Below are 26,054 nucleotides of genomic sequence, written 5' to 3'. Positions count from 1 at the left end.
AATAATGGCAGGGCTTTCACGTGTCGATACGTCCAAAATCGGACGATGGTGGCGCAATATCGATCGCGTTACGCTCAGCTGTGTCGGGATCCTGATTGCCTTCGGTTATATTCTAATGCTGGCCGCCAGCCCGGCCGTTGCAGTGCGTATCGGTGCGTCGCGTGAGATGTTCATCCTCAAGCAGGTCATCTTTCTGCTTTTGGCGGGTGCCGTCGTCCTTGCTGTCTCGTCTCTTTCGAGGCCTGCGATCAGATCCCTCGCTCTGATCGGTGGGGTGCTCGCTCTGGGTGCCACCTTCATGACGCTGGTCCATGGCATCGAGATCAAAGGCGCTCGCCGCTGGATCGCCCTGCCCATGATGTCGGTCCAGCCTTCCGAATTCCTGAAGCCATTTTTTGCCGTCGTGACAGGGTGGCTTCTCGCCGAGCGGCGACGACGGGTCATTCTCGGCTCGATCCGCTTTCCTGGCATGCTGATCGCTTTCGGCTGTTTTGGATTGATCCTGCTTTTGCTCAAATCGCAGCCCGATATCGGGATGTTGTCCGTCATCACGATGGTGTTTTTCATCCAGCTCTTCGTGAATGGTCTGCCGATCATTTTCGTCGGTGCAGGAGTGGGCGCGATGATCGCCGCTTTTGCGGGCGCCTATGTTGCGTTTCCGCATGTGCGCTCCCGCGTCGAGCGATTTTTGCACCCGGATGTCGGCGATCACTACCAGATCGATACCGCCTTGCGCGCCTTCGGTAATGGCGGATTGATGGGACGTGGCCCCGGAGAAGGACGCGTCAAGGATCTGCTGCCTGATGCCCATGCCGATTTCGTCTTCGCCGTCGCTGGAGAAGAATATGGGCTTCTGATCTGTCTCTTCATCATTCTCGTCTTTGCGGTGATCGTCTTGCGTACGCTGCTCAAGCTCATGCGCGAGAGCGATCCCTTTGTGATCACAGCGGCAGCGGGGCTCGTGGCAGGCTTTGGATTGCAGGCTTTCATCAATATGGGATCGACCTTGCATCTGATCCCGACCAAGGGCATGACGCTGCCGCTGATTTCCTATGGCGGGTCCTCTGCTATTTCCATTGCCCTGACACTGGGCATGGTGCTGGCTTTGACGCGTCATCAGGTTTCTGCGAGCCCGATCAGCTCGACTTATGCCAGCCAGGGCCACTGGACCTCGCTTCGGGAAGGACCGACTTCATGACACGTCCAATCGTCATTGCCGCAGGGGGAACCGGCGGCCATTTCTTCCCGGCTGAGGCTCTGGCAACCGAACTCGCGTCGCGGGGTCATGACCTCGTTCTGATGACCGATCAGCGTGCTGGCAAACGTCTGTCAGGGCTCTTCAAAGACAGGCCGCAATATGTGCTCGATGGCGCCGGAGTGGCTGGCAAAGGTCTTTCTGCGAAGCTTCGCGGCGTCACGGCTCTCCTGCGCGGGGCCTGGGCGGCACGCAGCCTTCACAAGCAGATCAACCCCATCGCCATTATCGGCTTTGGGGGCTACCCTTCGGTCCCTCCCATCCTCGGCAGTCGCTTCACTTCCGGCTCAAAACGTCCGCTTGTGATCCTGCATGAAGGTAACGCTGTTCTGGGTCAGGCCAATGCGCTTCTGGCGCGTTTTGCAACGACAATCGCGACATCCTATCCAACAGTCGCGCGCCTGCCGCTAGGGCTCCGCACCGCGCTCACCGGCATGCCTGTCCGTCCGGAAATCGAGGCGCTGTTTGACGAATCTTACACCCCACCGGGTGATGCGATTCATCTGCTCGTCTGGGGCGGCTCTCTGGGCGCGAGGGTTTTTTCGACAATCGTCCCGGAAGCGCTTGCGCTTCTGCCTGCGGGCTTTCGCGCCAGACTGCATGTAACGCAGCAGGTACACGAAAAAGACCTGGCCGATGTTCGCGCCGCCTATGAGAAAGCCGGCATCCGGTGTGAGCTGGCACCGTTTTTCACCAATATCGCGGACCAGTTGAAGAAGGCGCATCTCGTGATCGGGCGAGCCGGAGGCTCATCTGTTGCAGAGCTGACGATTTCGGGCCGCCCCTCTGTTCTTGTTCCCCTCCCGATCGCCGCGTCTGACGAGCAAGGGGCCAATGCGAGCCAGCTGGTCGATGAGGGAGGCGCCTGGATGTTCAGACAGAACACGCTGACGCCCGAGAGCCTCTCGGCCTTTCTGGGAACCTTGCTCAATGATCCCGAGCGTCTGGCCGCAGCGGCAAAGGCGGCACGCGCTTTTGCCCGCCCTCGCAGCGCTCGCCTCCTGGCTGACCTTGTCGAGGCCCGTATTTCGGATTACCGCTCCTCGACTTCCTGACATGCCCTGTCACTTCACCGATTTTCTACTGTTTCCCTGAAAGCCTGGCTCATGCGCGCACTTCCCCTCACCATCGGCACCATCCATTTCGTCGGTATCGGCGGCATCGGGATGTCGGGCATCGCGAAGTGCTGCACATGCTTGGCTACAAGGTTCAGGGGTCGGATATCAGTGAAAATGCCAATGTGCTGCGTCTGCGCAAGCTCGGCATTACGATTGCAATCGGCCATGACGAAGCCAATCTCGGCACCGCACAGGTTGTCGTCACATCGACCGCAGTCAAAAAAGACAATCCGGAAGTGCTGGCTGCCCGCGCGCGTCTGGTTCCCGTCGTGCGTCGTGCGGAAATGCTGGCGGAGCTTATGCGTCTGCGCTGGGCCGTCGCCATTGGCGGAACACATGGCAAGACAACGACGACCAGCCTTGTCGCCTGCGTACTGGAACAGGCGAAGCTCGACCCGACCGTCATCAATGGCGGCATTATCGAAGCCTATGGCACCAATACGCGCATGGGCTCGGGCGACTGGATGGTCGTCGAAGCCGATGAGAGCGACGGATCCTTCCTCCGTCTGCCTGCCGTCATTGCTGTCGTGACAAATATGGACCCCGAGCATCTCGATCATTGGGGCACTGCCGAGGCCATGCAGGCGGCCTATGACCAGTTTGTGTCCAATATTCCTTTCTATGGCTTTGCCGTCCTCTGCATCGATCACCCCGCCGTGCAGCAGATGATTCCGCGACTTTCGGATCATCGTGTCGTCACCTACGGCTTCAGCCCGCAAGCCGATATCCGGGCCGACAAGCTGATTACCGATCGTCTCGGCGCCACCTTCGAAGTGGTCATCACCAACCGTGCGAAGAAGCTCACCCGTCGCGCCGGGCCGTTCCGCCTGCCGATGCTGGGCCAGCACAATGTCCTGAACGCCCTGGCCGCGATCGCCGTCGCCAGCGAGATGGACATCAGCGACGAGACGATCCGTCTGGCTCTGGCCGGGTTCCGTGGCGTCAAGCGTCGCTTCACGCGCTGCGGCGATTATAACGGCATCACGGTCATCGATGATTACGGTCATCATCCTGTCGAAATCGCTGCCGTCCTGCGGGCTGCCCGTCAGGCGGGTGCACGTGACGTGATCGCCATCGTTCAACCCCACCGCTATTCGCGTCTTGAGGCGCTGTTCAGCGATTTTTGCACCTGCATGAACGATGCCGGCACCGTCATCGTCACTGATGTCTATGCCGCCGGAGAAGCGCCAATCGAGGGGTTCAGCCGTGACTCGCTGATCGAAGGTCTGCGGGCCAGCGGCCATCGGTCGGTTGTGCCGCTGCCCGGACCGGAGCATATGGCCGAAATGGTCAATGCCATCGCCAAGCCCGGCGATTTTGTCGTTTGCCTCGGGGCAGGCACAATCACCAACTGGGCCCATGCCCTTCCCGGCCAGCTCGCCGCGCTGAACGGCAAGGCATCATGACCACGGCGCTTCGTGCCCTTTCCCCACGCGGTCGGCTGAGCTTCGATGCGCCGCTTGGCCCGCGCGCCTGGTTTCGCACTGGCGGCAATGCCGAGGCGCTTTTCGTGCCCAAAGACGGGCAGGATCTGGCCGAGACGCTCGCAGCCCTGCCGCAAGGAACGCCTGTCACGTTGCTCGGGGCGTGCTCGAATGTCATTATCCGCGACGGCGGGATCGACGGTCTTGTCATCCGCATGGCCGGCGGCTTTGCTGACATCGTGATTGAAGCTGACGGACTGATTGCCGGTGCCGCTGCCCTCGACATGATCGTGGCCGAACAGGCTGCCAATGCCGGACTTGCAGGGCTGGAATTTCTCGCCGGAATTCCTGGCTCGATCGGTGGTGCCGTCGTCATGAATGCCGGTGCTTATGGCTCTGACATCAACGCCGTGCTCGACTGGGCTGAGATCCTGCTGCCCGACGGAACGATCTCGAAGCTGAGCAACCAGACGCTCGCTTTTACATACCGCCATGCGACCCTCCCCGAGGGCGCGATCGTGTTGCGCGCGCGGCTCAAGGCGCATCAGGGCGACGCAGCCGCAATCCGCGCCCATATCGCCGAGATCAAAGCCGCACGCGAGGCGTCGCAACCGGTCCGGGCGCGGACGGGAGGATCGACCTTTCGCAATCCCGAAGGTCACAAAGCCTGGCAATTGATCGACGAGGCGGGATGTCGTGGGCTGACACGCGGGGGAGCACAGGTCAGCGAGAAGCACTGCAATTTTCTGCTCAATCTCGGCGAGGCCACGAGCAGCGATCTCGAAGCCCTCGGCGACGAGGTGCGTCAGCGCGTGCTCGACCACAGCGGCATCGCGCTGCACTGGGAAATCAAACGACTGGGGAATGCATCATGAGCCTGAAAATCGCTGTCCTTCAGGGGGGAATTTCAAGCGAACGCCCTGTGAGCCTGCGAAGCGGTGCGGGTGTCGCCCAGGCTTTGACCGAGGCTGGTCATGATGTGGTGACAGTCGATGCCGGACCGGATCTCGTAGAGACAATCAAGGCTCTGCGTTCGGCTGCTCCCCATGTGGTTTTTAATGCCCTGCACGGTCCGCTCGGGGAAGACGGTGCCATTCAGGGTGTGCTGGAATGGATTGGCCTGCCCTATACCCACTCCTCGATCCGGGCCTCGGCTATGGCCATGGACAAGGAAGCTTCGCGTCGCGTCTTTGCAGCCGCAGGCCTCCCGGTGGCGGAAGGGCGCGTGGTCACGATGGACGAACTGTCCGCCGCCGATCCGCTGCCCACACCCTATGTCGTCAAACCGGTCTCTGAAGGCTCTTCTTTCGGAGTGGAAATCGTCCGGACCGGCAGCAATCGTCGCCAGACGATTGCTGCAAACTGGGCTTTCGGAAACGAGGCTTTGGTCGAAGAATATATCCCGGGCCGCGAACTCACGGTTGCCGTACTGGGTCAGCGTGCCTTGACCGTAACCGACATCGTCGCGGCTTCCCCTACCGGTGACTTCTACGATTTCGACGCCAAATATGCTCCTGGTGGCTCGGTTCATCATGTACCCGCGCAAGTGCCTGAGGAAATCTTCGAGCGCGCGCTGCGTGTGGCAGAAGCCGCCCATCGCGCACTGGGATGCGCGGGGGCATCAAGAGCCGATTATCGCTATGACGAGGAAACGGGTCGCCTCATCCTGCTCGAAGTCAACACGCAGCCCGGCATGACGGCCACCTCACTGCTGCCAGAACAGGCTGCCTATTGCGGAATCACCTACCCGGAACTCTGCGACTGGCTGGTGCGCGACGCGTTGGCGACCCGAGGCAAATCGACCGCATGAAAAACCGACGGCCGGACACGCGCCACAGAGGCTCGGTACAGCAGGACCGCCCATCGCGTTTGCTTTTGTTCATGCGTCGTCACAAGCGCGGGCTGCGTCTGGCTGTGTTTTTTGTCATCCTGCTTGGCATGGCAGGCTTTGCCGCCTCCGCCTCAAGCTTTCCACGTCCGAGACACGCTTTGCGCCATACCGCGCCCGTCTGGTCGAATATCTGCCCTTCAAGATCAAGACCATCCATATCGAAGGGCGTAACCTCACCTCTGAAGAAGACCTGCTGAAGGCGCTCGGGACTTCGGTCGGTGAGCCCATTTTCGGTTTTTCGGTCACGTCTGCACGTGAGCGCATCGACACGCTGCCCTTTGTCGATCACGCAACGGTCCAGCGGCACATGCCGGATACGATCACGATCAAGATCGTCGAACGCAGTCCGATCGCGGTGTGGCAGGCCCACGGTCAGTTCATTCTCATCAATCGAGAGGGGGAGCGCGTGCCCGATCAGGGACTGGAGGGAAAGAACGGCCAGGCTTTCGTCAAGCTGCCGCTGGTCGTGGGAGAAGGGGCCAATCTTGCCGCCTCCTCCCTTGTCGATGCCCTGACGGCAAATCCTGAAGTGCAGGGCTTCGTCGTGGCGGCCGTCCGCATCGGCCAGAGACGCTGGAACCTCAGCCTGCGCGACGGTGCAACCGTTCTTCTGCCCGAGGGTCAGGAACAGGCCGCACTCAGCCGTCTGGCTCACTATCAGGCGCAGTTCCGACTTCTGGAGCGCCCTGTCGTCTCGATCGATATGCGCCTGCCTGATCGTATGACCGTCCATCAGAATCCATCACCGTCTTCCACTCCCAGCGCACCACAAACAGCACCCGGTAAAGCGGCGCCCGGGGCTTCAGCTGGGACGACACGGAACACGACTCAAAAACCGTCCCCCTCCTCTAACGCGAAAACGACGCAGTCACCGGCGACGCATGGTGGAGCTTCTCCCCTTCCCGCCCCCCATCCCAAAGACGGAGCCCCGGCAGAATGAACGACCTTGTGGCCATCCCCCCGGAAGCCCCCCAGAAAAAGCGCCGCCGCTCGGTCAAAAGCCGCTCACTGCTGCCTGTCTCTTCGCGCCGGAATAATCATGGACGTTCCGAAGAGCATATCCTGTCTTTGCCCCCAGCAGATGAGCCCAGTATCCCGAGAAACTGGCGCGTCGGTGTCTTCGGGGTTCTGGATATCGGCTCGACGAAAATGACCTGCCTGATCGGCCGGGGCGAGGCCGATGGCACGTTGCGGGTTCTGGGCTATGGCTGGCGCCGGTCACGCGGGATCCGCAACGGTAATATCGTCGACCTCAACGAAGCAGAACAGGCGATCCGCGCGACTGTCGGTCAGGCTGAAGATGCGGCAGATCGCCGCCTGGACCACATTGCAGTCAATCTTTCCTGCGGCCATCCCGAGAGCCATCTGTTTAACGCCCGCATGCCGATCGGTGGGCGCGAAGTCAGCGAAACCGATATGGGGCGCGTCGTGGCCGAAGGTCAGGCACGCGCCTATACCGAGGGCCGCACCGTCATCCATACGCTCCCCGTAGGCTACGCCGTTGACGACACCACCGGGATTATCGACCCACGCGGTCAGGTCTGCGAGCAACTGACGGCACGGCTTCATGTCGTCGATGCCGCCACGACAGCGGTCAGAACCCTTGATTCGGTGCTCATGCGGTCCGAGCTCAAACTGACCAATCTGGTCTCCGCCTCGCTCGCCTCCGGACTTTCGGTTCTCGATGCCGATGAGCGCGAACTCGGTGCAACCGTGGTGGATATGGGCGGTGGCACAACTTCTATCGCCGTCTTTGGCGAGGGGATGCTGCGGTATTCCGCCTTTCTGCCTGTGGGGGGGCTGCATGTCACACGCGACCTTGCGGGCATGCTTTCGACGTCGCTCGACGAAGCCGAGCGCCTCAAGACAAAATACGGCGCAGCAGAACTTTCGGCAGAAGACAGCAGCGAACTCATCACACTGCAGAAAATCGGCGAGGCCGCGGGCGTTCTGACAACGGTATCGCGTGCAAGACTGGTCTCGGCCATTCGCCCGCGCATCGAGGAAACGCTTGAACTCGTTCGGGACCGTCTCGACGATGCCGGGTTTGGCCGCACCGGGCGTGAGCGCGTGGTGCTCACGGGGGGCGCGTCGCTTCTGGACGGCGTCGGCCCGATGGCCGCTCGTATTCTCGATCGACCGATCCGGCTCGGGCGCCCTCTCGGTATTGTGGGTCTGCCCGAAATCGGCGCAAATTCTGCGGGATTTTCGACCGCTTCAGGCCTTCTCGCCTGGGTTGCAGGCGCCGATCGTGGATTTCATGACGCCGATGCTCCCGATCCACGCCCAAATGGGGTACTAAAGCGCCTCGTTCATTTCATTAGGGGTCGCGCCTGAGGAAAAAGTAACTTATATTGTTATTGCTCCTCAGTCTCTATTTTACCTGTTGCGACTGATTTCAGCTCTGTTTCGGATTACGCCATGACGCTCAATCTCACCGCCCCGCAGTATAACTATTCCGATTCCTCACCGCGTATCACCGTGATCGGCGTGGGTGGCGGCGGCATGAACGCCGTCAACAACATGATCGAAATGCAGCTGCAGGGTGTCGAGTTCGTCGTTGCCAACACCGATGCTCAGGCTCTCGCCGGTTCGCGCGCCGAGCGCCGGGTGCAGCTCGGTCCGCATCTGACCCAGGGGCTTGGCGCCGGGGCAAAGCCCGAAATCGGGAAAGCCGCCGCAGAGGAAGCCGCAGAGGAAATCAGCCGTCATATCGATGGCGCGCACATGGTCTTCGTCACCGCCGGTATGGGGGGCGGCACGGGAACGGGTGCAGCACCGGTCATCGCGAAGATGGCGCGTGATCGCAAGATCCTGACCGTCGGCGTCGTCAGCACGCCTTTCGGTTTTGAGGGCGCGCGACGCAAGAAGGTGGCCGATGCCGGCATTGCCGAGCTGCAGCAGCATGTCGATACGCTGATCGTCATCCCCAACCAGAATCTGTTCCGCATGGCCACCATGCACACGACGCTGCGTGAAGCCTTCAAGATGGCTGACGAAGTGCTCTACATGGGCGTGCGCGGCGTGACCGATCTGATGCTGGCGCCTGGACTGATCAATCTCGATTTCGCCGATATCCGCACTGTCATGGCGGAAATGGGCAAGGCCATGATGGGCACAGGTGAAGCCGAGGGTGAAGACCGCGCCCTCGAAGCCGCCAACCGGGCGATCTCGAACCCGCTTCTCGATGATTCGTCGATGTCGGGGGCACGCGGCCTGCTTATCAATATCACCGGTGGCGACGACCTCACCCTGTATGAAGTCGATCAAGCTGCAGAGCGGATCCGTCAGGAGGTCGCCGACGACGCCACGATCATCTGGGGGTCTGCGATCGATTCCTCGCTCAATGGGCGCATCCGTGTTTCCGTTGTTGCAACCGGCATCGATGGCAGCCATTCGCGCCAGCCGGAAATCGTGGAAGAGCCTGTCGAGGTCGTCGAGCAACCCGCTGCTGCGCCTGAGAGTGTCGACGTTGCTCATCCGGAAACTCAGGCTCCCTTCAAGCCTGCATCGACCTACGCCGCGGTTCCCCGTCAGCCTGCTCATTACGCGCCAGAAAACAACGCAGCACCGTCATCGGCGCCGTCGCCTCACACAATCCCCTCTCAGGCTGGAAAGCACGCACCGCAACAGGCTCCTTCCCCGCGTTCCGGACTCTTCTCGGACCAGAACCAGCGGGCCATGCCGGAGCAGCAGGCACAGCCTCGCAGCCTCTTCGGTATCGTAACCGGTGCGCTGCGTGGCCGTCCGGCTCCCGCTTCGCCCCCGCCGATGGAAGCCCCTCGTCATTCTCCGATGGTGGTCGAACGCGAAGAAACGCCTCGCAGCTCCTCAAACCATGAGCAGGGTGAAGAAAACGGGCTCGACATCCCGGCCTTCCTGCGCCGCGATCAGGGTCGCTGATTTCGGTCACATTATTGCATCCTGAAACTGAAATTACACTTCAGTTTCAGGACTTTAGACCGTAATACTTGGCAATAAACATTGACTGGTCTGCGTCACTGCTTCGAGGCTACAGCTCTTCTTAGGATCTCGACATAACGTCGAAGTAACCATGGAGAGCGCCCCATCATGCAGATCACGGCTGAAACACCGTTCAAAGCATCGATTGTGCCTCTGCCGCTCTCCACCATCTCCCAAGGTTTTCCTACGGTTCCCAAAAAGGGGACAAACATCTCCCATCAAGGGACGCTGAAGCAGTCGATCACCTGCGTTGGCACAGGGCTGCATAGCGGCGCCCGGGTCCAGATGACCCTCAATCCTGCACCCAGCGATCACGGCATTGCTTTCAAGCGGAGCGATCTGCCTGCTTCCTTGCCGATCATCGCGCGCCATGACCATGTGGTCGATACCAGACTGAGCACGGTTATCGCCCGACCTGACGCCCCCACGATCCGGGTCGCGACGATCGAGCATCTTATGGCGGCCTTGCACGCCAATGGCATCGATAACGCCTTGATTGAAATCGACGGACCGGAGACTCCCGTTCTCGACGGCTCCGCCGCTGAATTCGATTTTCTGATCCAGTGTGCTGGTGCCGTCACGCTAAACAGCGCGCGCAGAGTGATCGAGGTGCTCAAGCCTGTTCACGTCGAGGATGATAACGGCGCCTTTGCCGAGCTGCGCCCTGCCCGCTCAGGTTTCGCTCTTGCCATGTCCATCGATTTTTCGGCTTCGGTCATTGGTCAGCAGCGCCATGCTATGCCGCTCACGCTGGAGCGCTTCAGGCAGGAAGTTGGTTTTTGCCGCACCTTCGTCGAACGCAAGGAAATCGAGGCTTTGCAGCAAATGGGCCTCGCCCGTGGCGGTTCGCTGGACAACGCCATTGTCGTTGAGGACGATACGGTTCTCAACCCGTGCGGCCTGCGCCATCCTAAGGAATTTGTCCGGCACAAGCTGATGGATGCGGTTGGCGATCTCTATCTTGCAGGGCACACGCTGCAAGCCGGTTCATGGGCCATAAATCTGGCCATGGACTGAATAACCGCCTGCTTCACGCGCTCTTTGCGTCCCCCGCAAACTGGCGTTTTGTCGGAAGCGAAAACGAGGCACGGACCGAGCTGCGCGCATCGGCATAAGAGAAACGATCTCGTGCGCAGAGGTCTTCCGCGAATGGTCAGGCGTGATATAAGACCCTTCGTCAGTGGAAGAGTCGGCATGCATCAAAACATAGAACGTAACGTACCTCCTGCTCCCAAGCGTCAGCGTCTCGTTGCCGCAATGATGGCGAGCAGCTTTCTACTCCTGAGCGGTTGCTCTCTCTTCTCCAATAAAGAAGAGTTCAAGGCCCCCAAAGTAGCAAGCGCGGAGACACTGTATAATTACGGTATCGATGCACTGCACTCAAAGCGTTACACGCTGGCGAGTGGCGAGTTCGAGCTGCTTCAGCAGAATTATCCCTATTCGGGCTATGTCGGTAACGCCGAGCTGATGGAAGGCTATGCCTATTATCTGCAGGGTGAATACGCGCTCTCCGTTCAGCAGCTTGAGCGCTATCTGCTTCTGCATCCGACAAGCCCTGACGCTGCCTATGCCTACTACCTGCGCGCCCTGTGCTATTATGAGCAGATCGCTGAAGTGCAGCGTGACCAGCAGGGCACGGTTGAAGCCCTGAACGCGCTTGAAGAAGTCGTAACGCGCTTTCCGCAGACAGCCTATGCGCGCGATGCCCAGCTCAAGATCGATCTCTGCCGTGACCATCTGGCGGGCAAGGAAATGCTTGTCGGTCGGTACTACCAACAGCAGCATAACTATGAAGCCGCCCTTGGTCGTTATCAGCGCGTGGTCGCCGACTTCCAGACCACCAACCACGTGGCCGAAGCCCTTGAACGTCTGGTTGAAGTCAATCTTCAGCTTGGCCTGATCGATGAAGCCCGTAAATCCGCATCGGTTCTGGGTTATAACTACCCCAACAGCCAATGGTATCGTTACAGCTATAACCTGTTGCGCAACCGCAATCTGCTTCCCGAGCACAGCGTGGCGCCAGATGCCGACAAGAGCGGTTTCTTCGGTCGCATGTGGCATTCGGTGTTCTGATCCGAAAAAGGGTTTTCCGTTGGCGGCACTGCCGCCCGCCAACGAGATTTTCTTGCTGACATTTCAGGATCCCGCCTCATGCTGACTCACCTCTCGATACGCGATGTGGTTCTCATCGAGAGGCTCGACCTCCCTTTCCACCCCGGTTTGACCGTTCTCACGGGTGAGACCGGGGCTGGGAAATCCATCCTGCTCGACTCTCTTGGTCTCGCGCTGGGTGACCGAGCGAGCGGTGGGCTCGTTCGGGCGGGCGCAGATCAAGCCGCTGTCTCGGCATGTTTCGAAATTTCCGATCAACACCCGGTCCATCAGCTCCTCACCGAGCAGGGTATCGCGCTCGATGACCCGCATGAGCCGGTTGTTTTACGCCGCACCGTGACAGCGGACGCGCGCTCGCGCGCCTATGTCAACGACCAGCCGATCGGTGTCGGCCTTCTACGCCGTATCGCGGCGTTGCTCGTGGAAATTCAGGGCCAGCATGATCAGATGGGCCTTGCCGATCAGGCGACCCATCTGGATCTTCTCGATGCTTTCGGCGTGGACCGCGCCATCAGGGATCAGGTTGCACGCAGCTATCGCCGGTGGATTGAAGCAACAGCGGCTCTCGCCACTGCCCTCTCGGAAATGGAAGCGACAAGGCGCGAAGAAGACTGGCTGAGACAGGCTGTTGACGATCTCAGCGTCCTCGCCCCGCAGGAAGACGAAGAAGAGCATCTGGCCGCTCTGCGCATCGGTCTGCAACAGGGCGAACGCCGTGGGGAAGCCATTGCCGCCGCGTTGGCAGAGCTGACACCACGTGATCGTCGCTCTGCGACCCCTGCTGCGGCACTCCGCAGTGCCAGCCGAACCCTGGCCCGTCTCCTTCCTGCGCCGGGCGAGGAAAATGCGCCCAGCTCTGCCCAGCAGAATCAGGCACAGGAAGCGCTCGTGGCTTTGGAAAAGGCAGAAGAAGCGCTCGCAGAAGCTGAAACATTGCTCTCCCGTCTTGCCGCTGACGCCGATACGGACCCTCGCCTTCTGGAAGAGACCGAAGAGCGTCTCTTCGCGCTGCGCGCTGCCGGACGCAAACATGGCGTTGCGGTCAACGAGCTGGCAGCCCTGCTCGCCAGTCTGCAAGCGAGGCTCGACGCACTCGATTCAGGCAATGCGCGTATCGAGCAGCTCCAGAAGGAAACTCAGGAAGCACGTGCCCTGTTTGCTGCCGAGGCCGAAAAGCTCAGCGCGATCAGGGAACGCGCTGCGCGACGGCTGGAAACGGCAGTCATGGCTGAGCTTAAGCCCGTTCGGCTCGAGCGTGCCCGATTTATCGTTTCGCTGAACCCGCTCGAGCCTGAGGCATGGAACCTGCGCGGCAAGGAACAGGCCTCATTCCTGATTGCAGCCAACCCCGGCCAGCCACCGGGACCGCTGGCCAAGGTCGCCTCCGGCGGCGAATTGTCCCGTCTCATGCTGGCGCTCAAAGTCGTCCTTGCCGAGCGTTCGGCTATTCCGACCCTCGTTTTCGATGAAGTCGATTCAGGGGTCGGCGGTGCAACGGCGTCGTCAATCGGCGACCGACTGCACCGCGTCGCGCAGGATGTGCAGGTTCTGGTGGTCACTCATAGCCCGCAGGTCGCGGCGCGCGGCGATCAGCATCTGCGGATCAGCAAACGCATTCGCAAGGAACGCACGGAAACCTCTGCTGAAAAGCTATCGGCAGAGGAACGCCGCGAGGAGATCGCGCGTATGTTGCTGGAGAAACGATCACCGACGCCGCCCGCACTGCAGCCGACAGCCTTTTGGAACGAGAGTAATGGACGACACCCCCGCCCAGCAGCATGCGCAGCTCGCAGCACTCATCACGCGCTGGAACACGGCTTATTATCAGAATGACGCGCCTGAGGTGTCGGATGCGGAGTACGACGAGAAGCGACGCGCCCTTGTCATGCTTGAGGAAGCCCATCCTGAACTAAAAGCCGAAGGAAGCGTCACGGATGAGGTTGGCGCTGCGCCTGATTCCGCTTTCGGCAAACAGGCCCATCGTGTGCCGATGCTCTCGCTGGATAACGTTTTCACGCCGGAGGAATTCGCCTCTTTCGTCTCCAAGGCAGCCCGCTTTCTCGGTCTCGATACCAAGGCGGCAGATGCCCTGACCTTCGTCGCAGAGCCCAAGATCGACGGTCTTTCGATCAATCTGACCTATAAGGGTGGCAAGCTTGTGCGTGGGACCACGCGTGGCGACGGATTGGTGGGAGAAGACGTCACCGCCAATCTACTGACAATTGCCGCGATCCCTCGGAAGCTCACCGACTCGGCACCCGATGAAATCGAGATCCGCGGCGAGATCTTTATGGCCAAAGCGGATTTTCTTGCGCTCAACGAGACAATGATCGCGCAGGACCAAAAACCCTTCGCTAATCCCCGAAATGCGGCGGCGGGATCCTTGCGTCAGCTCGATCCCGCCGTGACGGCGCGCCGCCCTCTTTCCCTGTTTGCCTATGCGCAAGGCTTTGCCAGTGAACGCTGCGCCTCCACGCATCAGGCCTATCTCGATCAGCTGAAAAAATGGGGATTTCCCGTCAATCCGCTTTCGACGCCAATTGCCCATGCGAGCGAGATCCCGGCTTATATCGACGATCTGGCCCGTCAGCGTGCCGCGCTTGCCTATGACATCGACGGTGTGGTCTTCAAGCTGGACGATCTCGATCTTCAAAGCCGTCTTGGCTTTGCCGGGCGCGCCCCGCGCTGGGCCATCGCGTGGAAGTTTCCCTCCGAGCAGGCCATCACCCGTCTTGAGAAAATCGAGATCCAGGTCGGTCGAACCGGCGCGCTTACGCCGACCGCTCATCTCCAACCCGTCAATGTTGGCGGGGTGATCGTCTCGAGGGCGACACTTCATAACGAAGACGAAATTGCCCGCAAGGATGTCCGACCGGGCGATCTTGTGCGTGTGCAACGAGCAGGCGACGTCATTCCCCAGATCCTCGGCCCCGTGCCTGAGGACAAACCCCGTGGCCCTGCCTATGTTTTTCCGGCGCAATGCCCGGTCTGCCACGCTCAGACAGAGCGGCCCGATGGAGAGGCTGTCCGCCGCTGCACGGGCGGCCTCACCTGCGAGGCGCAGGTCGTCGAAAGACTGATCCATTTCGTCTCACGTCCTGCCTTCGACATTGACGGGCTGGGCGAGCGCTCCATCCGTGAGTTCCACGAGATCGGGCTCATCGACAAACCCGGAGACATTTTCCGGCTGCATGAAAAAGCCGATCTCATTCGAACCCGGGAGGGTTGGGGGGAGCTCTCCACGCGCAATCTGCTGCGAGCGATCGAGCAGAGACGCAGCATCTCATTCAGCCGGTTCCTCTTCGGACTGGGGATCAGACGTATCGGCGAGCGTAATGCCCAGCTTCTGGCGCGCCACTACCAGACCTATGAAGCCTGGTTTGAGGCTATGAAAGCCGCCAGTCTCATCGGCTCGGACGAGCGTCTGGCGCTTGGAAGTATCATGGGCATCGGCGAGAGCATCGTGGCCGATCTGCTCGCCTTTTTCGCAGAGCCGCATAATCTCGCAACGCTCTCCGACCTTCGTGGCGAACTGACAATCGAGACAGAAGCGCGCCCAGAGGAAGGCCCTCTTTCCGGCAAGACAATCGTCTTCACCGGGACGTTGCACACCATGACGCGCCCGGAAGCCAAATCGATTGCCGAGCGCCTTGGCGCACAGGTCAGTGACTCTGTGTCGAAAAAAACCGGATTGGTCGTCCTGGGCGAAAAAGCCGGATCGAAGGCCAAAAAGGCAGCCGAGCTTGGTCTTGAGACCTGCGATGAAGCTGGCTGGCGCCTACTCGCCGGTCTCCCCGCTGCAAATTAAAAGCAAATACTGGCAAATGAAGACCAAGCCGTTTAGGAAGAAGTCTTCGAATTACATTTTCCCTTCCTTTGAGGAGCTACGCGCGTGACGTTGCTGCTTCTGGGCCTCGCGGCCATTGTGGCAGCGATTGCCGTCTCCATTCTGATTTCGCTGTCGGAAATATCTTTTGCTGCTGCTCGTGACATTCGCCTGCGTGCGTTGGCCGATCAGGGCGACACCCGTGCGTCGGCCTTCCTGAAGCTGCGGCGCAATAGCGGGCAGGTCATCACAGTCCTTCAGATCTGCCTCAACGCTGTCGGCGTGCTTGGCGGTGTGATCTCGAGCGAATTGCTGGCACCTGCTTTTACGGAAGCGCTGATCGAGGCCGGTCTGACACCGGGCTTCGCCGGCAAGACCGCGGCAACCCTGGCGTTCATCGTCGTAACGGGCCTGTTCGTGCTTTTTGCCGATCTTCTGCCCAAGCGGATCGCACTCAACAACCCGGACCGGGTCGCCCTGAAAGTCGGCTGGTTTCTGACCGGCGCTCTCAAGGTGCTCTACCCAGCCGTCTGGGTGTTCTCGATCATCTCAGACTGGCTGTTGAGCCTCTTGCGCATTCCTGCAGCTTCGGTTGTCGAGCCTGTCACACCAGAAGACCTCAATGCCATGCTGGCAGCGGGGACGGCATCGGGTGTCCTGCAGGAAAAAGAACATCAGCTGATCCAGAACGTGCTCGCACTTCAGGATCGCTCGGTTACCTCGGCCATGACCCCGCGTGACGAGATTGTCTTTCTCGACATACAGGAGAGCCTTGAGTCCCAGCGCGACAAGGTGCGTATTCGACCCTATTCCCGCTATCCTCTCTGCGATGGCGGGCTCGATCATGTCATCGGGTCGATCCGCGCCGAAGACGTGCTTGTCGCGGTCGTCGATGAAGCCCCCCCGCTGACAGATCCGAGCCAGCCGATCAGCAACCAGATCTTCCGGATGCGGCGCGACACACTTTCTTTGCCCGATACGCTCAATCTGTGGGACACACTGGCACAATTCGACTCACACGGTGCCGGGTTCGCGCTGATCGTTAATGAGTATGGCCTTGTGGTCGGCCTCATCACCTTCAAAGATATCATGGGCGCCTGATGGACGGGCTTGCAAGCCCGTTCGAAGAACAGGCCATCGTTCGGCGCGACGCCAATTCCTGGTTGATCGACGGTGCAGCTCCGATCGGTGACGTGTTCCGCGAACTGGATATCGACCTGAGTGCCGAACGGGATCTCTTTCATACGATTGGCGGCTTTGTCATGCATCGCCTGCGTCGGATGGCGCGCAAGGCCGACAGGATCGAAGCGGCGAATTACCGTTTCGAAGTGGTGGATGTCGACGGTTTCAGAATCAACCAGCTTCTGGTGTCCCGCGTTCCTCCCGAAGTCTGAGATTTCAGAACCGTATCTGACAAAGGTTGTCTGCGACCTTCGCCAGACCTTCAGGACTTGACCCGCCCCTGCCCCAGGGCGTTCCTCTGCGATTAACCGGAAGACTGAGTGGGAGCCGTATGACAGAGGGGGCACAAAGACGCGAGCGCTGGTGGCCATTGCCAAGCGACCTGCCCAGCCCCCCTTTTCAATCCGGATGGATCGGCTTTTCGTTTCGAAGCTGGGCAGCCGTCTGCCTTGCTCTGGCAACGGCCTTCTGGGCGCAGCTCGATTCACCGGCCGGTGCGGCCGTGACGGTGATGATCATCACCCAGCCGCTTCGGGGCCAGGCGCTGTCGAAAGCCCTTTACCGTCTGGTCGGCACGATGCTGGGCACCGCAGCCTCGATCCTTCTCATCACCTGCTTCAGCCAGGATCGCGGCATGCTGCTGGGTGGCTGCGCGCTCTGGCTTGCAGGCTGCACCTATATCGGGTCGTTGGAGCGAAATTTCCGCTCTTACGGTGCATTGCTGTCCGGATACACGATTGCCCTTGTCGCCGTGAACGTGGTCGACAAGCCGCAAAACGTCTTCGATGTCGCGATTTCCCGCGCAAGCTGTGTGGCCATCGGCATCGCCTCGGTAGCGTTCGTCAACATGCTCACCGGTTCTCCCAAAGCCTGGCAAAAACTGGCTGACGGGCTCGAGAGCAGGGCAAGACAGATCAGGGATTTCGGTCGCAGGGCCATGCAGGGCGAAGATGTGCCCGATGCCATGGAAACAACCGCTCTCGCTGGGGACATCCTCTCGCTTTCGGCCCAGATCACCTATGCAAAGACCGAAATCGACCGCTCGACACGACGCACAGCAGGTGCCCGACTGGCGATTATCGGGATGCTCACCGTGCTGGGCTCAGGGCGGGCCATCGCCCATATCCTGCGTCACAACAAGGTCTCCGCTCTCGCAAGACGTCACGTTCTCGCCTGGCATGAATTGCGCGAAGATCACAGCGACCGTCTCGAAACCGTCAGCTCGCTTCTGCAAAGCATGCGTGAGGAGGACCCCTCTTATCACCCCAATGCTGCAGACGCGCATTTTCTTGAACGAAGCGCGGTCATGCTGAGCAACCGGATGCATATCAGCACCGGGATCAATACGCTTCAATATGCGACCCCGGCGGGTGAGGCTCTCAAACTTGCCCAGATCGCCCGCCACCCCGATCACATCGCCGCCCTGATCAACGCCTTGCGCGTCCTGCTCGGTTTCTCGATTACCGCCGGGCTTTGCATCGCCAGCGGGCAACCGCCCTCAATGGCAGCTCTGTCGCAGGCAGCGCTCATCCTCACTTTGGCATCCACAGCCAATGACACGACGCAATTCGGCATGGGAGCCGTCTGGGGGCTGTCTCTCGCCGTGTTCGTCGCCATCTTTATGAATTATCTGGTGCTGCCTCACCTCGCCACTTTTGGCGCATTGGCGCTCGTTCTGTTGCCCCACACGATCTTTGCGTGCCTGATGCTCCTCAACCCGAAAAGCAGTGCCGTCGGCTTCAATTATGGGGCGTTCTTTCCCCTCATTCTCGGCCTGAGTAATCATCAGGATTACGATCCCCTCGCCTTCATCTCCCGCAACATCTTTTATCTTATTGCAGGGGTCATCTCGTTCATCATCCTCGTGCTCCTGTTCCCCCCCACCCCGCGCAGCCGACGCTTTCGGATTGCCGCATCAATCGGACAGGATTTCGAGGCGCAGCTCAAAGGTCAGGGCAGGCCGGCAGGTGCGGCGCTCCTCACGCTTAAATACGATCGTCTGGCGCAGCTCCTGAGCTGGACAAAGCGTATTCCCCCGCATCATTTCAGCAGGCGCGAGGGCGAGCGGCCTGTCGAACGCCCCGTTAATCGTCACGTTTTCAATCGACTTGTCGAGCTTGAAGATCTTGCCAGCACTCTTGCTCGCGTCCGGCACTACCTCGATGACGCCTGTGCCTGCTCCTGCCTGACAGCACTCGCAAATGACGCGCGTGACGTCGTGAAGAGCGCAGCCTTCCCGACTCTGGCCCGGGATCTTCCGCGTCTCAGCTGCGAGTTTCTTGATGTCTCTTCCCGAAGCAGCGTTTCCGGAGAGCGGGCTCTGGCCCTCCTCTGCGCTGGAAGTCTCGAAGCCCTGCGCTCGGCGCTGGCTGAGAACCGGTCGACCCTGATGCATTTCGGCCTTGGACGCTCAAGATGGTAAAACACCGTAAAGACGGCTCATTCGCTACAGGGGAGTGCGCATCATGAGTCAGGTCATCGATCTGGAAGGTGTTCTCGTTTCGACCTTCGTTGCCAATCTCTTTCTGGCTCTGCTCACGCTTGCCTTATCCGCTGGTGCTTTGGCAGGCTCAATCTCTGGCAATTTTTCTGGAACCCGCCTCTGGCCCAGTTCGGCCTTCTGGTCTGCCTGCTGGGCCTTTACACTTGGCTCTTGTGAAAGAATTTAGATCGTGCTCGCTCGCGCCTCACGCCTGATCAGATGGCTCATCACCCTGTCGATCCTCGTCGTTGCGGGGGTCGTGATCGTGATCCTGTGGGATTATTATACAGCTGCTCCCTGGACACGAAACGGCCAGGTTCGCGCCCAGGTGGTGAACATGGCGCCCCGCGTGTCGGGAGAGATCATCGATGTCCGTGTGCACGACAATGAATTCGTCCATCGGGGAGATGTGCTCTACGTCATCGATCCTTTCGATTTCAACGTTCGTGTTGCCTCTGCCGAAGCCAATCTTGCCGAACGCAAGGCCGATCTCGATTTCCGTGTCTCGCAGTTTCAGCGACGCCGCATCATTCCCGGCGTCGCTGTCTCAACAGAAGAAAAACAGCAATACGAAGCCCGAGCGGCGCAGGCCCGTGCCCAGTATGACGCGGCACAGGCTGCGCTCAGGCAGGCAAGGATCGATCTGGAGCGGACGGTCGTCCATAGCTCGATCGATGGGTACGTCACCAATCTGCTCATGCGCCCTGGTGACTTCGCAACAGCAGGGCACGTCAACATCCAGATCATCGATTCCTCATCCTATTGGGTGGATGGTTATTTCGAAGAAACCAAGGTTCATAATATTGAAGTCGGCGATCCCGTGCGTATGGATCTCATGGGGGCGCATCACCCTGTTTTCGGACATGTCGAGAGCATCACGCGCGGTATTTCATCCATGAACGCTACAACCGCAACGCAGGGGCTACCTTCAGTGGATCCTGTTTACACCTGGGTGCGTCTCGCCCAGCGTATTCCCGTGCGGGTTCATATCGATCAACTGCCCCCAGAGCTGCATCTGGCAGCAGGCATGACCGCCACTGTGACGATCGTCGCCGAAAACGGCCATAGAAAGCATATGTCTGCAGGAGATGCGCTTCATCATTTCGGCGACGATATGCGCCATGTTATCGGTCACTGACCCCATAGGAGCCCACAAACATGGCCAGCCAGCGCGCGCTCTCACGACATGCTTTGATCGTGATCGACATTCAGAACGATTTCCTGCCAGGGGGGGCTCTTGCCATAAACGAGGGGGATCTAATCCTTCCCACGGTCAATGCGCTGCTGCAGCAGGATTTTACTGCTGTGATCGCCAGCCGGGACTGGCACCCGGAACACCACATCTCGTTTACGGCCCAGGGTGGTCCCTGGCCGGTTCATTGCGTTGCAGGCACGTCGGGCGCGGCATTCGCCCCCGGTCTCGACCAGCGCAGCCTCACCCATATCATCCATAAGGGAACACGTGAGTCGTGTGATTCCTATTCGGCGTTTTTTGACAACGAGCAGCAGGCCAGCACGGGGCTCGATGCGCTGCTTCGTGGCTTCTATATCGAAAAGGTAACGCTTTGCGGCCTGGCACTCGATGTCTGCGTGGCAGCGACGGCACGCGATGCCCGCAGTCAGGGGTTTGAGACCTCGATCGCCCTCAATGCCTGCAAAGGCATCGCAGCCGATGAAACCCCTTGTCTGCAAGAGCTGTCAGAGCTCGGCATCAAACTCATCACTTCCTGACGACCTTCCTTTTGTCCCGCTTCGAAAACAGTCGTCGGAATTCCGGCTCTTGATACCTCTCGGCTCAAATCTCAAGAGACCCGACGTCAGGACCACAAGCCGTCTTAGCCGGAATGCGGAAGAGCCTCACCCGTGAGGATACTCCACAAGAAGGCGGTACGATTCACCTTCCTCCTCCATCGCTGGCTCGGGATCACTCTGGGGCTCATGATGTCGGTCTGGTGTCTTTCCGGCATCGTGATGCTGTGGAAAGCCTGGCCTCAGCCCGACGAAACGCACGTCCGGATGGCTCATGAGACGATCAGCCTCAGAGGCACGCTCCAGCTCCCTCAACTGACGGGGCGATATCGAAATTTTCGCCTCCTCATGGTGCACGGTGTTCCCCTTCTTCAGGCGAGAAGCGAACAAGGGGACGTTCAATCCTTCAACCTGCGCAATGGAATCCCATTCCATTTCTCGCCGGACGACCTTTTGGGTGATGTAAAACGCTACGCATCACTGGCGGGAGAAGACGGAATCCCGCATTTTCAGGGATTGCGTCAGGACGACCAGTGGATCCTCAACACGCCAGAACATCGCTCGGGCCTTTACCGCTATGAAATCGAGGGACCGTCGAGACGTCTTCTCTATCTCTCACCGTCGAGCGGCGACATCATGCAGGAGACAACACAGGAAACACGTTTCTGGGCGTGGATCGGTGCAATCCCTCACTGGCTTTATCCCTCCCTTCTGAAACGCCATCAGACGCTCTGGGTCGACACCCTGACTGTCCTTTCCGGACTAGGGATTTTTCTCACGGCATTGGGTTTATGGATCGGCTGGCGCCGTTTCAGGACAGGACGCCATCTCTCCCCTTATCAGCGCTTGCACCGTGTTCACCATCTCGGCGGGCTGATTTTGGGGTCGTACTTCTATCCTGGATTACGACCGGATTTCTGACCATGAACCCGGCAGGCTTGATGGCACGAGGGGAAACCCCTCAATGGGTCACCAGGATGACAGAGCCTGTCGAGATGAGCGCACTCGCTCCGCTTATCCTGGCGTTACAGGCTCACTCTGAGCACGGTTATCGTACGATCGACATCGGGATGCAGAACCATGAGATCGTCCTGAATGCAGTCGACGACGCAGGTGCCTTCGAACGCCTGAATGAGCATCTTGGTCCCGCCCCTCTCACGGAGGGCAATCTTACACGTAGCTTTCGGGAAAGAGGCCTTCACGTTCAGATCGAGCGCCTCACTGTCGAAGATGCCTATTATTTTTCGAGCCACTTCAAAAAACGCAGCCTTCCTGTTTTCCGTATCATCGGGCCTGAAGCGATGCGCCTTTACCTCGATGGCCATACTGGCGCCGCGCTACTCCTGATCGATCCAGCAGCGAGAGCCTCGCGCTGGATGATCTACGGGCCCCATGATCTCGATTTCTTTAGTTGGCTGCGCAGGCCACTTGCCCGATTGCTCTTTGTTCTGCCTCTCCTTCTTGGCGCGACCACACTCTGTCTCGCTGGCTTTATGATCGGGATGAAGCGGGTCGCGCAGACGCTGAAAAATGCATCGAGAGAGAGCATCCGGCGGGAGCAGCGAAGCACAAAACAAATCGGACGGTAGAAGACAGCATGAAAAAGATTCTGACTCCACATCGCCAGAATTTGCCGCTCGGCGTGCTGTGCGGCGCCGGTGCGGGATCTCTCTGGGGGCTGGTCTTTCTCGCGCCGGAACTGGTCCGCTCGTTTCCGCCGCTCGATCTAGCCGCAGGTCGATATCTCGCTTACGGCCTCATTGCACTCGCTCTTGTGGCCAGGCGGTTACCCGTTCTCTGTCGCACTCTTCGCCGTCACGACTGGCTTGTCCTCTTCTGGCTCTCCTTTTTCGGCAACAGCTTCTATTACGTCATGCTGTCGATGGGCGTGCAGAAGGGTGGCATTGCGCTTACCTCGCTGGTGATCGGCTTCATGCCCGTTGCTGTTACGATCATCGGCAGCCGTGATCAGGACTCTCCCGCCTTCGTCAAGCTCGCCCCCTCACTCTTCTTCTGTATCGTCGGTGCGTTTTGTATCGGGTGGCAGGCTCTCGCTACGACTTCGCAGTCACCCGAACGGGCGGGGAAAGACAGCCTTATCGGCCTGATCTGCGCCTGTGCAGCGCTTGCTTCCTGGACCTGCTTTGCGGTCGGGAACAGCCGGGCCTTGAGCCGGCTGGACCATGTCTCGGCTCATGAATGGAGTCTGCTGACTGGACTGGTGACCGGCGCGCAGGCCATCTTTATGCTGCCGATTGCATGGGCCTTGGACTCAACGAGGCACAATGCCGAAGACTGGGCCTGGTTCGGAAGCGTTTCTCTCGGTGTGGCCGTCATCGCCTCCGTATGCGGCAACTCCTTGTGGAACCGGATGAGCCGTCTGCTACCCCTCACCCTGACAGGACAGATGATCCTGTTCGAAACGCTCTTCGCTCTTCTCTATGGTTTTCTCTGGGACTGGCGCATGCCGCGCCCCCTCGAGATCGCCTCGTTTTTGGCCATCGTCGTAAGCGTTCTTTGTTGCGTGGCAGCCCACAGAAAGCCCACCGTCCAATCCCCCGACGTACAAACGGTTTAACTTCGCCGTGCGACGGGCTTAGCCGAACTGGGACAGAGCTTCTATCACGCGTTGCTCACTGAGCGGCTTGGGCAAGAACATTGCACGGGCCGGGATTGTCTTGAGTTGCGGAATACCCCGCCCGCTCGTCACGATAATCTCAATAGGCGGCCAACGGTCGCGCACCAGTGCAGCGAGCCGAAGCCCGTCCATGGACCCTGGCATGTCGACGTCAGCCAGCACAATTCGGATGTCGGGCCGCGTCTCCAGGATAGCCAGAGCCTGATCGGCATCGCAGGCCTCCTCCACCGGGTATCCCGCCTCTTCAACGAGATCCATGAGGCTCATGCGCTGCAGAGGCTCATCTTCGACCACGAGGACCGTCGGCACGGCAGACTGGGTGTAGATGAGTGAGTGCGCCATCAAGTCCTCATGATCTTTTCTATATCGGCCCTGAAGCTGGCCGACAGACCTTCCTGCTCATAGCGCAGGGAAACGCCTCCCGTTCCAATCAACCCGAAGGAAATCAGACGCGCCCCGAACCCCTTGCGCGTCGGGGCAATGACCGAAGGGCCATGGCTCTCCCGCCACAACAGGACCAGATCCGAGCCAGACACTGTCTTCTCTATCAGCCACTCAACCGTCACAATGCCGTCCGGCAGGGACAGTGCCCCATGTTTACAAGCATTGGTCGTCATCTCGTGGATCAGCAGCGCCGTCGACATGGCAGCGCGCGTGCCCAGACGAATGACCGGTCCTGAAATCCGGCATCGCTCCAGAACACTGGCATCGCCGAGGATATTGCCGACGAGATCACCCAGAACCGCGGCACGACGATCGTCACTATGGAGCAGATCATGCGCACGTCCCAAAGAGTGAAGCCGCTCGTGAAAACGATCAGCCTCTTCCTTGGACAAGGAATGGCGCAACGTCATGCGTGCCACGGCCTGAACCATAGCAAGCGTGTTACGCAGCCGATGAGCAATCTCGCCATTGATCATGCTCTGCAGTTCGTCTGCACGTCTGCGGGCAATAGCCAGTTCGATCCTGTCCGCCGCGTTGTGGAGCCAGTGGATTTCCTCACTGGTCCATTCATGAGGATCTGCGAAATGGACCAGCATCAGAGCGACATTACGCCCATCCTCGCGCACAGGGACGTTGATGACACCGCGCGCGCGCAAGGAGAGCCACGCTTCGCTATCATCGCGCGTTCGTATGTCTGTCAGAGTGTCGGTGATGACCAGAGGGTCTCCCGCCAACAGGGTCGGACGCAATTTCCCATAATCGTCGAAACGATAGATCCCCTTGATCGGAGGCATTCCGGGCAACGCCCATCCTTCAGATACCGTGATCGTCTCAATGTCATGATCGATCTCCCCATAGGTCGCGCGATCGGCACTGAAGGCCGTCCCGATCACCTCCATGGCCTTGCTGATCATGAGGGCGATATCGCGTTCATCGCGCAGCACGTCGCCCAGCGCGATGAGCCCCGCCTGACGCTGCTCGGCCGCGATCTGCTTGGTCACCTCTCTGAAAGTCGCAGAAAAATAATCCTGACCGACGGGATAGAAGGTGCCGTCATACCAGCGCCCCGTCGATTGCAATCGCTGGAGAAACGATACCGGCCGATCACTCTCCATCGTGCGCGTGACGAGATCGACCCATTCAGGCTCGTCCACAGAGAAAAGCGCCCCATAGGTCTGACCGAGTACCTGGTCGGGTCCAATGCCGACGTGACGCTCCCAGGCCGGATTGACCTCCTGATAAAGCCAGTCGCAGATCCGCCCCGTCTCGTCTCGCACGACACGCGCCAGATAATACCCCTCGTCCATGTTCGAAAAGAGGCTGCGCCAGCGTTTCTGACTGTCATCGAGCGCGCTCGAGCGGCGACGCAATTCAAGCAGATCAACCACAAGAGACGAGAATTTTTCCAGTGCTTCTCGCTGCGCCGTCGTCAACCCGCCCGGTCGTGGCACCGTATCGATAACAGCAAGGGCGCCGATGGTCCCAAAGGGCGTTCGTAGAGGGACACCTGAGTAAAAGCGCACCTTTGGGCCGCCCAGAACATTCGGATTGGCAGCCGTGCGCGGATCGCAAGTGAGATCCTCGATCTCGACCGGACCGTCTTCTTCCACAACCAGACGACAGATTGCCTCTTCAAGCGCGCTCTCGCAGACCGTCGTGCCCGTTTTGGCCTTGAACCACTGGCGATGAGCATCAATGAGACCCATCGTGGCAATAGGCGTCGCGCAGATCTGACGCGCGAGAAGGACAAGATCATCGTATCCACGCTCGGGGGGCGTATCGAGGATGTCGTACGCGAGTAACCCAACCGCTCTCGCACTGTTATCGACCATGCCAGCATCCATGCAATCGCGCGGCCCTGAAAATTATCGGGCAGTCGAGCCTCATTTCTCTTCGCTCCTACGCGATATTGCCTTTCTGCAGAAGTGCTAACGGACCTCTTCCCATGCAAATCGGGACGGAAAAAGGCG

The 26,054-nt window shown here is 59.6% G+C and carries 20 protein-coding genes and 3 pseudogenes; 20 read left to right on the top strand and 3 right to left on the bottom strand.

All coding sequences use genetic code 11. The features are described from left to right. Positions 1 to 4 precede the first annotated feature (4 nt). The 5 genes and pseudogenes from JCM15831_RS08100 (at position 5) to JCM15831_RS08080 (ending at position 5,607) form a co-directional block, all read left to right on the top strand. On the top strand, positions 5 to 1,198 hold the full coding sequence (locus tag JCM15831_RS08100) for an FtsW/RodA/SpoVE family cell cycle protein (RefSeq protein WP_025823906.1): 1,194 nt from the start codon (positions 5 to 7) through the stop codon (positions 1,196 to 1,198). After that, positions 1,195 to 2,310, top strand: coding sequence for an undecaprenyldiphospho-muramoylpentapeptide beta-N-acetylglucosaminyltransferase (gene murG, locus JCM15831_RS08095; RefSeq protein WP_025823905.1), 1,116 nt, complete (start codon positions 1,195 to 1,197; stop codon positions 2,308 to 2,310). The genes JCM15831_RS08100 and murG overlap by 4 nt, the downstream gene beginning before the upstream one ends. A gap of 51 nt (positions 2,311 to 2,361) precedes the next feature. Continuing rightward, positions 2,362 to 3,779: pseudogene (gene murC, locus JCM15831_RS17595) on the top strand (UDP-N-acetylmuramate--L-alanine ligase). Next, complete coding sequence (gene murB, locus JCM15831_RS08085) at positions 3,776 to 4,672, top strand: UDP-N-acetylmuramate dehydrogenase (protein ID WP_035774080.1); 897 nt, start codon at positions 3,776 to 3,778, stop codon at positions 4,670 to 4,672. Before murC ends, murB begins: the two are co-directional and overlap by 4 nt. Further along, positions 4,669 to 5,607, top strand: coding sequence for a D-alanine--D-alanine ligase (locus tag JCM15831_RS08080; protein ID WP_025823903.1), 939 nt, complete (start codon positions 4,669 to 4,671; stop codon positions 5,605 to 5,607). Before murB ends, JCM15831_RS08080 begins: the two co-directional genes overlap by 4 nt. 79 nt (positions 5,608 to 5,686) lie before the next feature. Here the strand turns inward: JCM15831_RS08080 and JCM15831_RS22615 are convergent, their stop codons facing one another. Next, positions 5,687 to 5,977, bottom strand: a complete 291-nt coding sequence (locus tag JCM15831_RS22615) for a hypothetical protein (RefSeq protein WP_232228060.1) — start codon at positions 5,975 to 5,977, stop codon at positions 5,687 to 5,689. Between JCM15831_RS22615 and JCM15831_RS20985 the strand changes: the two genes are divergently transcribed. From JCM15831_RS20985 to JCM15831_RS08005, 15 genes and pseudogenes are all read left to right on the top strand, one after another. Beyond that, complete coding sequence (locus JCM15831_RS20985) at positions 5,879 to 6,628, top strand: cell division protein FtsQ/DivIB (protein ID WP_306301832.1); 750 nt, start codon at positions 5,879 to 5,881, stop codon at positions 6,626 to 6,628. The genes JCM15831_RS22615 and JCM15831_RS20985 overlap by 99 nt on opposite strands. Next, positions 6,625 to 8,025, top strand: coding sequence for a cell division protein FtsA (gene ftsA / locus JCM15831_RS08070; RefSeq protein ID WP_025823902.1), 1,401 nt, complete (start codon positions 6,625 to 6,627; stop codon positions 8,023 to 8,025). The genes JCM15831_RS20985 and ftsA overlap by 4 nt, the downstream gene beginning before the upstream one ends. 84 nt (positions 8,026 to 8,109) lie before the next feature. Continuing rightward, complete coding sequence (gene ftsZ, locus JCM15831_RS08065) at positions 8,110 to 9,591, top strand: cell division protein FtsZ (protein WP_025823901.1); 1,482 nt, start codon at positions 8,110 to 8,112, stop codon at positions 9,589 to 9,591. Positions 9,592 to 9,759: 168 nt separating this feature from the next. Next, positions 9,760 to 10,668 carry a UDP-3-O-acyl-N-acetylglucosamine deacetylase gene (gene lpxC / locus JCM15831_RS17585; RefSeq protein WP_051528394.1) on the top strand — a complete coding sequence of 303 codons (909 nt, stop codon included), beginning with the start codon at positions 9,760 to 9,762 and terminating at the stop codon, positions 10,666 to 10,668. 240 nt (positions 10,669 to 10,908) lie between these two features. Then, a complete protein-coding gene (locus JCM15831_RS08055) occupies positions 10,909 to 11,724 on the top strand; it encodes an outer membrane protein assembly factor BamD (protein ID WP_373277626.1) in 816 nt (271 codons plus the stop codon). A gap of 78 nt (positions 11,725 to 11,802) precedes the next feature. Beyond that, positions 11,803 to 13,517, top strand: a pseudogene (gene recN, locus JCM15831_RS17580) (DNA repair protein RecN). Further along, on the top strand, positions 13,517 to 15,571 hold the full coding sequence (ligA, locus tag JCM15831_RS08045; RefSeq protein ID WP_025823899.1) for an NAD-dependent DNA ligase LigA: 2,055 nt from the start codon (positions 13,517 to 13,519) through the stop codon (positions 15,569 to 15,571). The pseudogene recN and the gene ligA overlap by 1 nt, the downstream one beginning before the upstream one ends. An 84-nt stretch (positions 15,572 to 15,655) precedes the next feature. Next, positions 15,656 to 16,983 (top strand): annotated as a pseudogene (locus JCM15831_RS17575) (hemolysin family protein). Between the two features lie 119 nt (positions 16,984 to 17,102). Then, on the top strand, positions 17,103 to 19,193 hold the full coding sequence (locus JCM15831_RS08035) for an FUSC family protein (protein WP_025823898.1): 2,091 nt from the start codon (positions 17,103 to 17,105) through the stop codon (positions 19,191 to 19,193). Positions 19,194 to 19,319: 126 nt separating this feature from the next. Continuing rightward, positions 19,320 to 19,430 (top strand): DUF1656 domain-containing protein, encoded by a 111-nt coding sequence (locus tag JCM15831_RS23970; RefSeq protein WP_373277625.1) that lies wholly within the window; start codon positions 19,320 to 19,322, stop codon positions 19,428 to 19,430. 13 nt (positions 19,431 to 19,443) lie between these two features. Continuing rightward, a complete protein-coding gene (locus tag JCM15831_RS08025; protein WP_025823896.1) occupies positions 19,444 to 20,391 on the top strand; it encodes an efflux RND transporter periplasmic adaptor subunit in 948 nt (315 codons plus the stop codon). Positions 20,392 to 20,411: 20 nt separating this feature from the next. Next, positions 20,412 to 20,984: a nicotinamidase gene (locus tag JCM15831_RS08020; protein WP_025823895.1), complete on the top strand. Its 573-nt coding sequence runs from the start codon at positions 20,412 to 20,414 to the stop codon at positions 20,982 to 20,984. A gap of 132 nt (positions 20,985 to 21,116) precedes the next feature. Next, positions 21,117 to 21,923, top strand: a complete 807-nt coding sequence (locus tag JCM15831_RS08015) for a PepSY domain-containing protein (RefSeq protein WP_025823894.1) — start codon at positions 21,117 to 21,119, stop codon at positions 21,921 to 21,923. 2 nt (positions 21,924 to 21,925) lie between these two features. Further along, positions 21,926 to 22,591: a hypothetical protein gene (locus JCM15831_RS08010; RefSeq protein WP_156938795.1), complete on the top strand. Its 666-nt coding sequence runs from the start codon at positions 21,926 to 21,928 to the stop codon at positions 22,589 to 22,591. An 8-nt stretch (positions 22,592 to 22,599) separates the two neighbouring features. Next, a complete protein-coding gene (locus JCM15831_RS08005; RefSeq protein WP_025823892.1) occupies positions 22,600 to 23,580 on the top strand; it encodes a DMT family transporter in 981 nt (326 codons plus the stop codon). An 18-nt stretch (positions 23,581 to 23,598) separates the two neighbouring features. On the opposite strand, the gene JCM15831_RS08000 is transcribed toward JCM15831_RS08005, so the two are convergent. Then, on the bottom strand, positions 23,599 to 23,982 hold the full coding sequence (locus JCM15831_RS08000) for a response regulator (protein ID WP_025823891.1): 384 nt from the start codon (positions 23,980 to 23,982) through the stop codon (positions 23,599 to 23,601). Further along, the gene (locus tag JCM15831_RS07995) at positions 23,982 to 25,916 is read right to left on the bottom strand and encodes a GAF domain-containing protein (RefSeq protein ID WP_198024275.1); all 1,935 of its coding nucleotides are present in this window, start codon (positions 25,914 to 25,916) and stop codon (positions 23,982 to 23,984) included. Before JCM15831_RS07995 ends, JCM15831_RS08000 begins: the two co-directional genes overlap by 1 nt. Positions 25,917 to 26,054 lie beyond the last annotated feature (138 nt).

This window comes from Asaia astilbis JCM 15831 (assembly GCF_000613845.1).
In the GTDB taxonomy this organism is placed as follows: Bacteria; Pseudomonadota; Alphaproteobacteria; order Acetobacterales; family Acetobacteraceae; genus Asaia; species Asaia astilbis.
Note: the sequence above shows the minus strand (reverse complement) of the source record. Positions and strands in the feature narration are given on the sequence as shown.

Coding starts and splice junctions, on each gene's coding strand:
- JCM15831_RS08100 (WP_025823906.1), top strand. CDS start 5: ATGGCAGGGCTTTCACGTGTCGATACGTCCAAAATCGGACGATGGTGG.
- murG (WP_025823905.1), top strand. CDS start 1,195: ATGACACGTCCAATCGTCATTGCCGCAGGGGGAACCGGCGGCCATTTC.
- murB (WP_035774080.1), top strand. CDS start 3,776: ATGACCACGGCGCTTCGTGCCCTTTCCCCACGCGGTCGGCTGAGCTTC.
- JCM15831_RS08080 (WP_025823903.1), top strand. CDS start 4,669: ATGAGCCTGAAAATCGCTGTCCTTCAGGGGGGAATTTCAAGCGAACGC.
- ftsA (WP_025823902.1), top strand. CDS start 6,625: ATGAACGACCTTGTGGCCATCCCCCCGGAAGCCCCCCAGAAAAAGCGC.
- ftsZ (WP_025823901.1), top strand. CDS start 8,110: ATGACGCTCAATCTCACCGCCCCGCAGTATAACTATTCCGATTCCTCA.
- lpxC (WP_051528394.1), top strand. CDS start 9,760: ATGCAGATCACGGCTGAAACACCGTTCAAAGCATCGATTGTGCCTCTG.
- JCM15831_RS08055 (WP_373277626.1), top strand. CDS start 10,909: ATGATGGCGAGCAGCTTTCTACTCCTGAGCGGTTGCTCTCTCTTCTCC.
- ligA (WP_025823899.1), top strand. CDS start 13,517: ATGGACGACACCCCCGCCCAGCAGCATGCGCAGCTCGCAGCACTCATC.
- JCM15831_RS08035 (WP_025823898.1), top strand. CDS start 17,103: ATGACAGAGGGGGCACAAAGACGCGAGCGCTGGTGGCCATTGCCAAGC.
- JCM15831_RS08020 (WP_025823895.1), top strand. CDS start 20,412: ATGGCCAGCCAGCGCGCGCTCTCACGACATGCTTTGATCGTGATCGAC.
- JCM15831_RS08010 (WP_156938795.1), top strand. CDS start 21,926: ATGAACCCGGCAGGCTTGATGGCACGAGGGGAAACCCCTCAATGGGTC.
- JCM15831_RS08005 (WP_025823892.1), top strand. CDS start 22,600: ATGAAAAAGATTCTGACTCCACATCGCCAGAATTTGCCGCTCGGCGTG.
- JCM15831_RS08000 (WP_025823891.1), bottom strand. CDS start 23,982: ATGGCGCACTCACTCATCTACACCCAGTCTGCCGTGCCGACGGTCCTC.
- JCM15831_RS07995 (WP_198024275.1), bottom strand. CDS start 25,916: ATGGTCGATAACAGTGCGAGAGCGGTTGGGTTACTCGCGTACGACATC.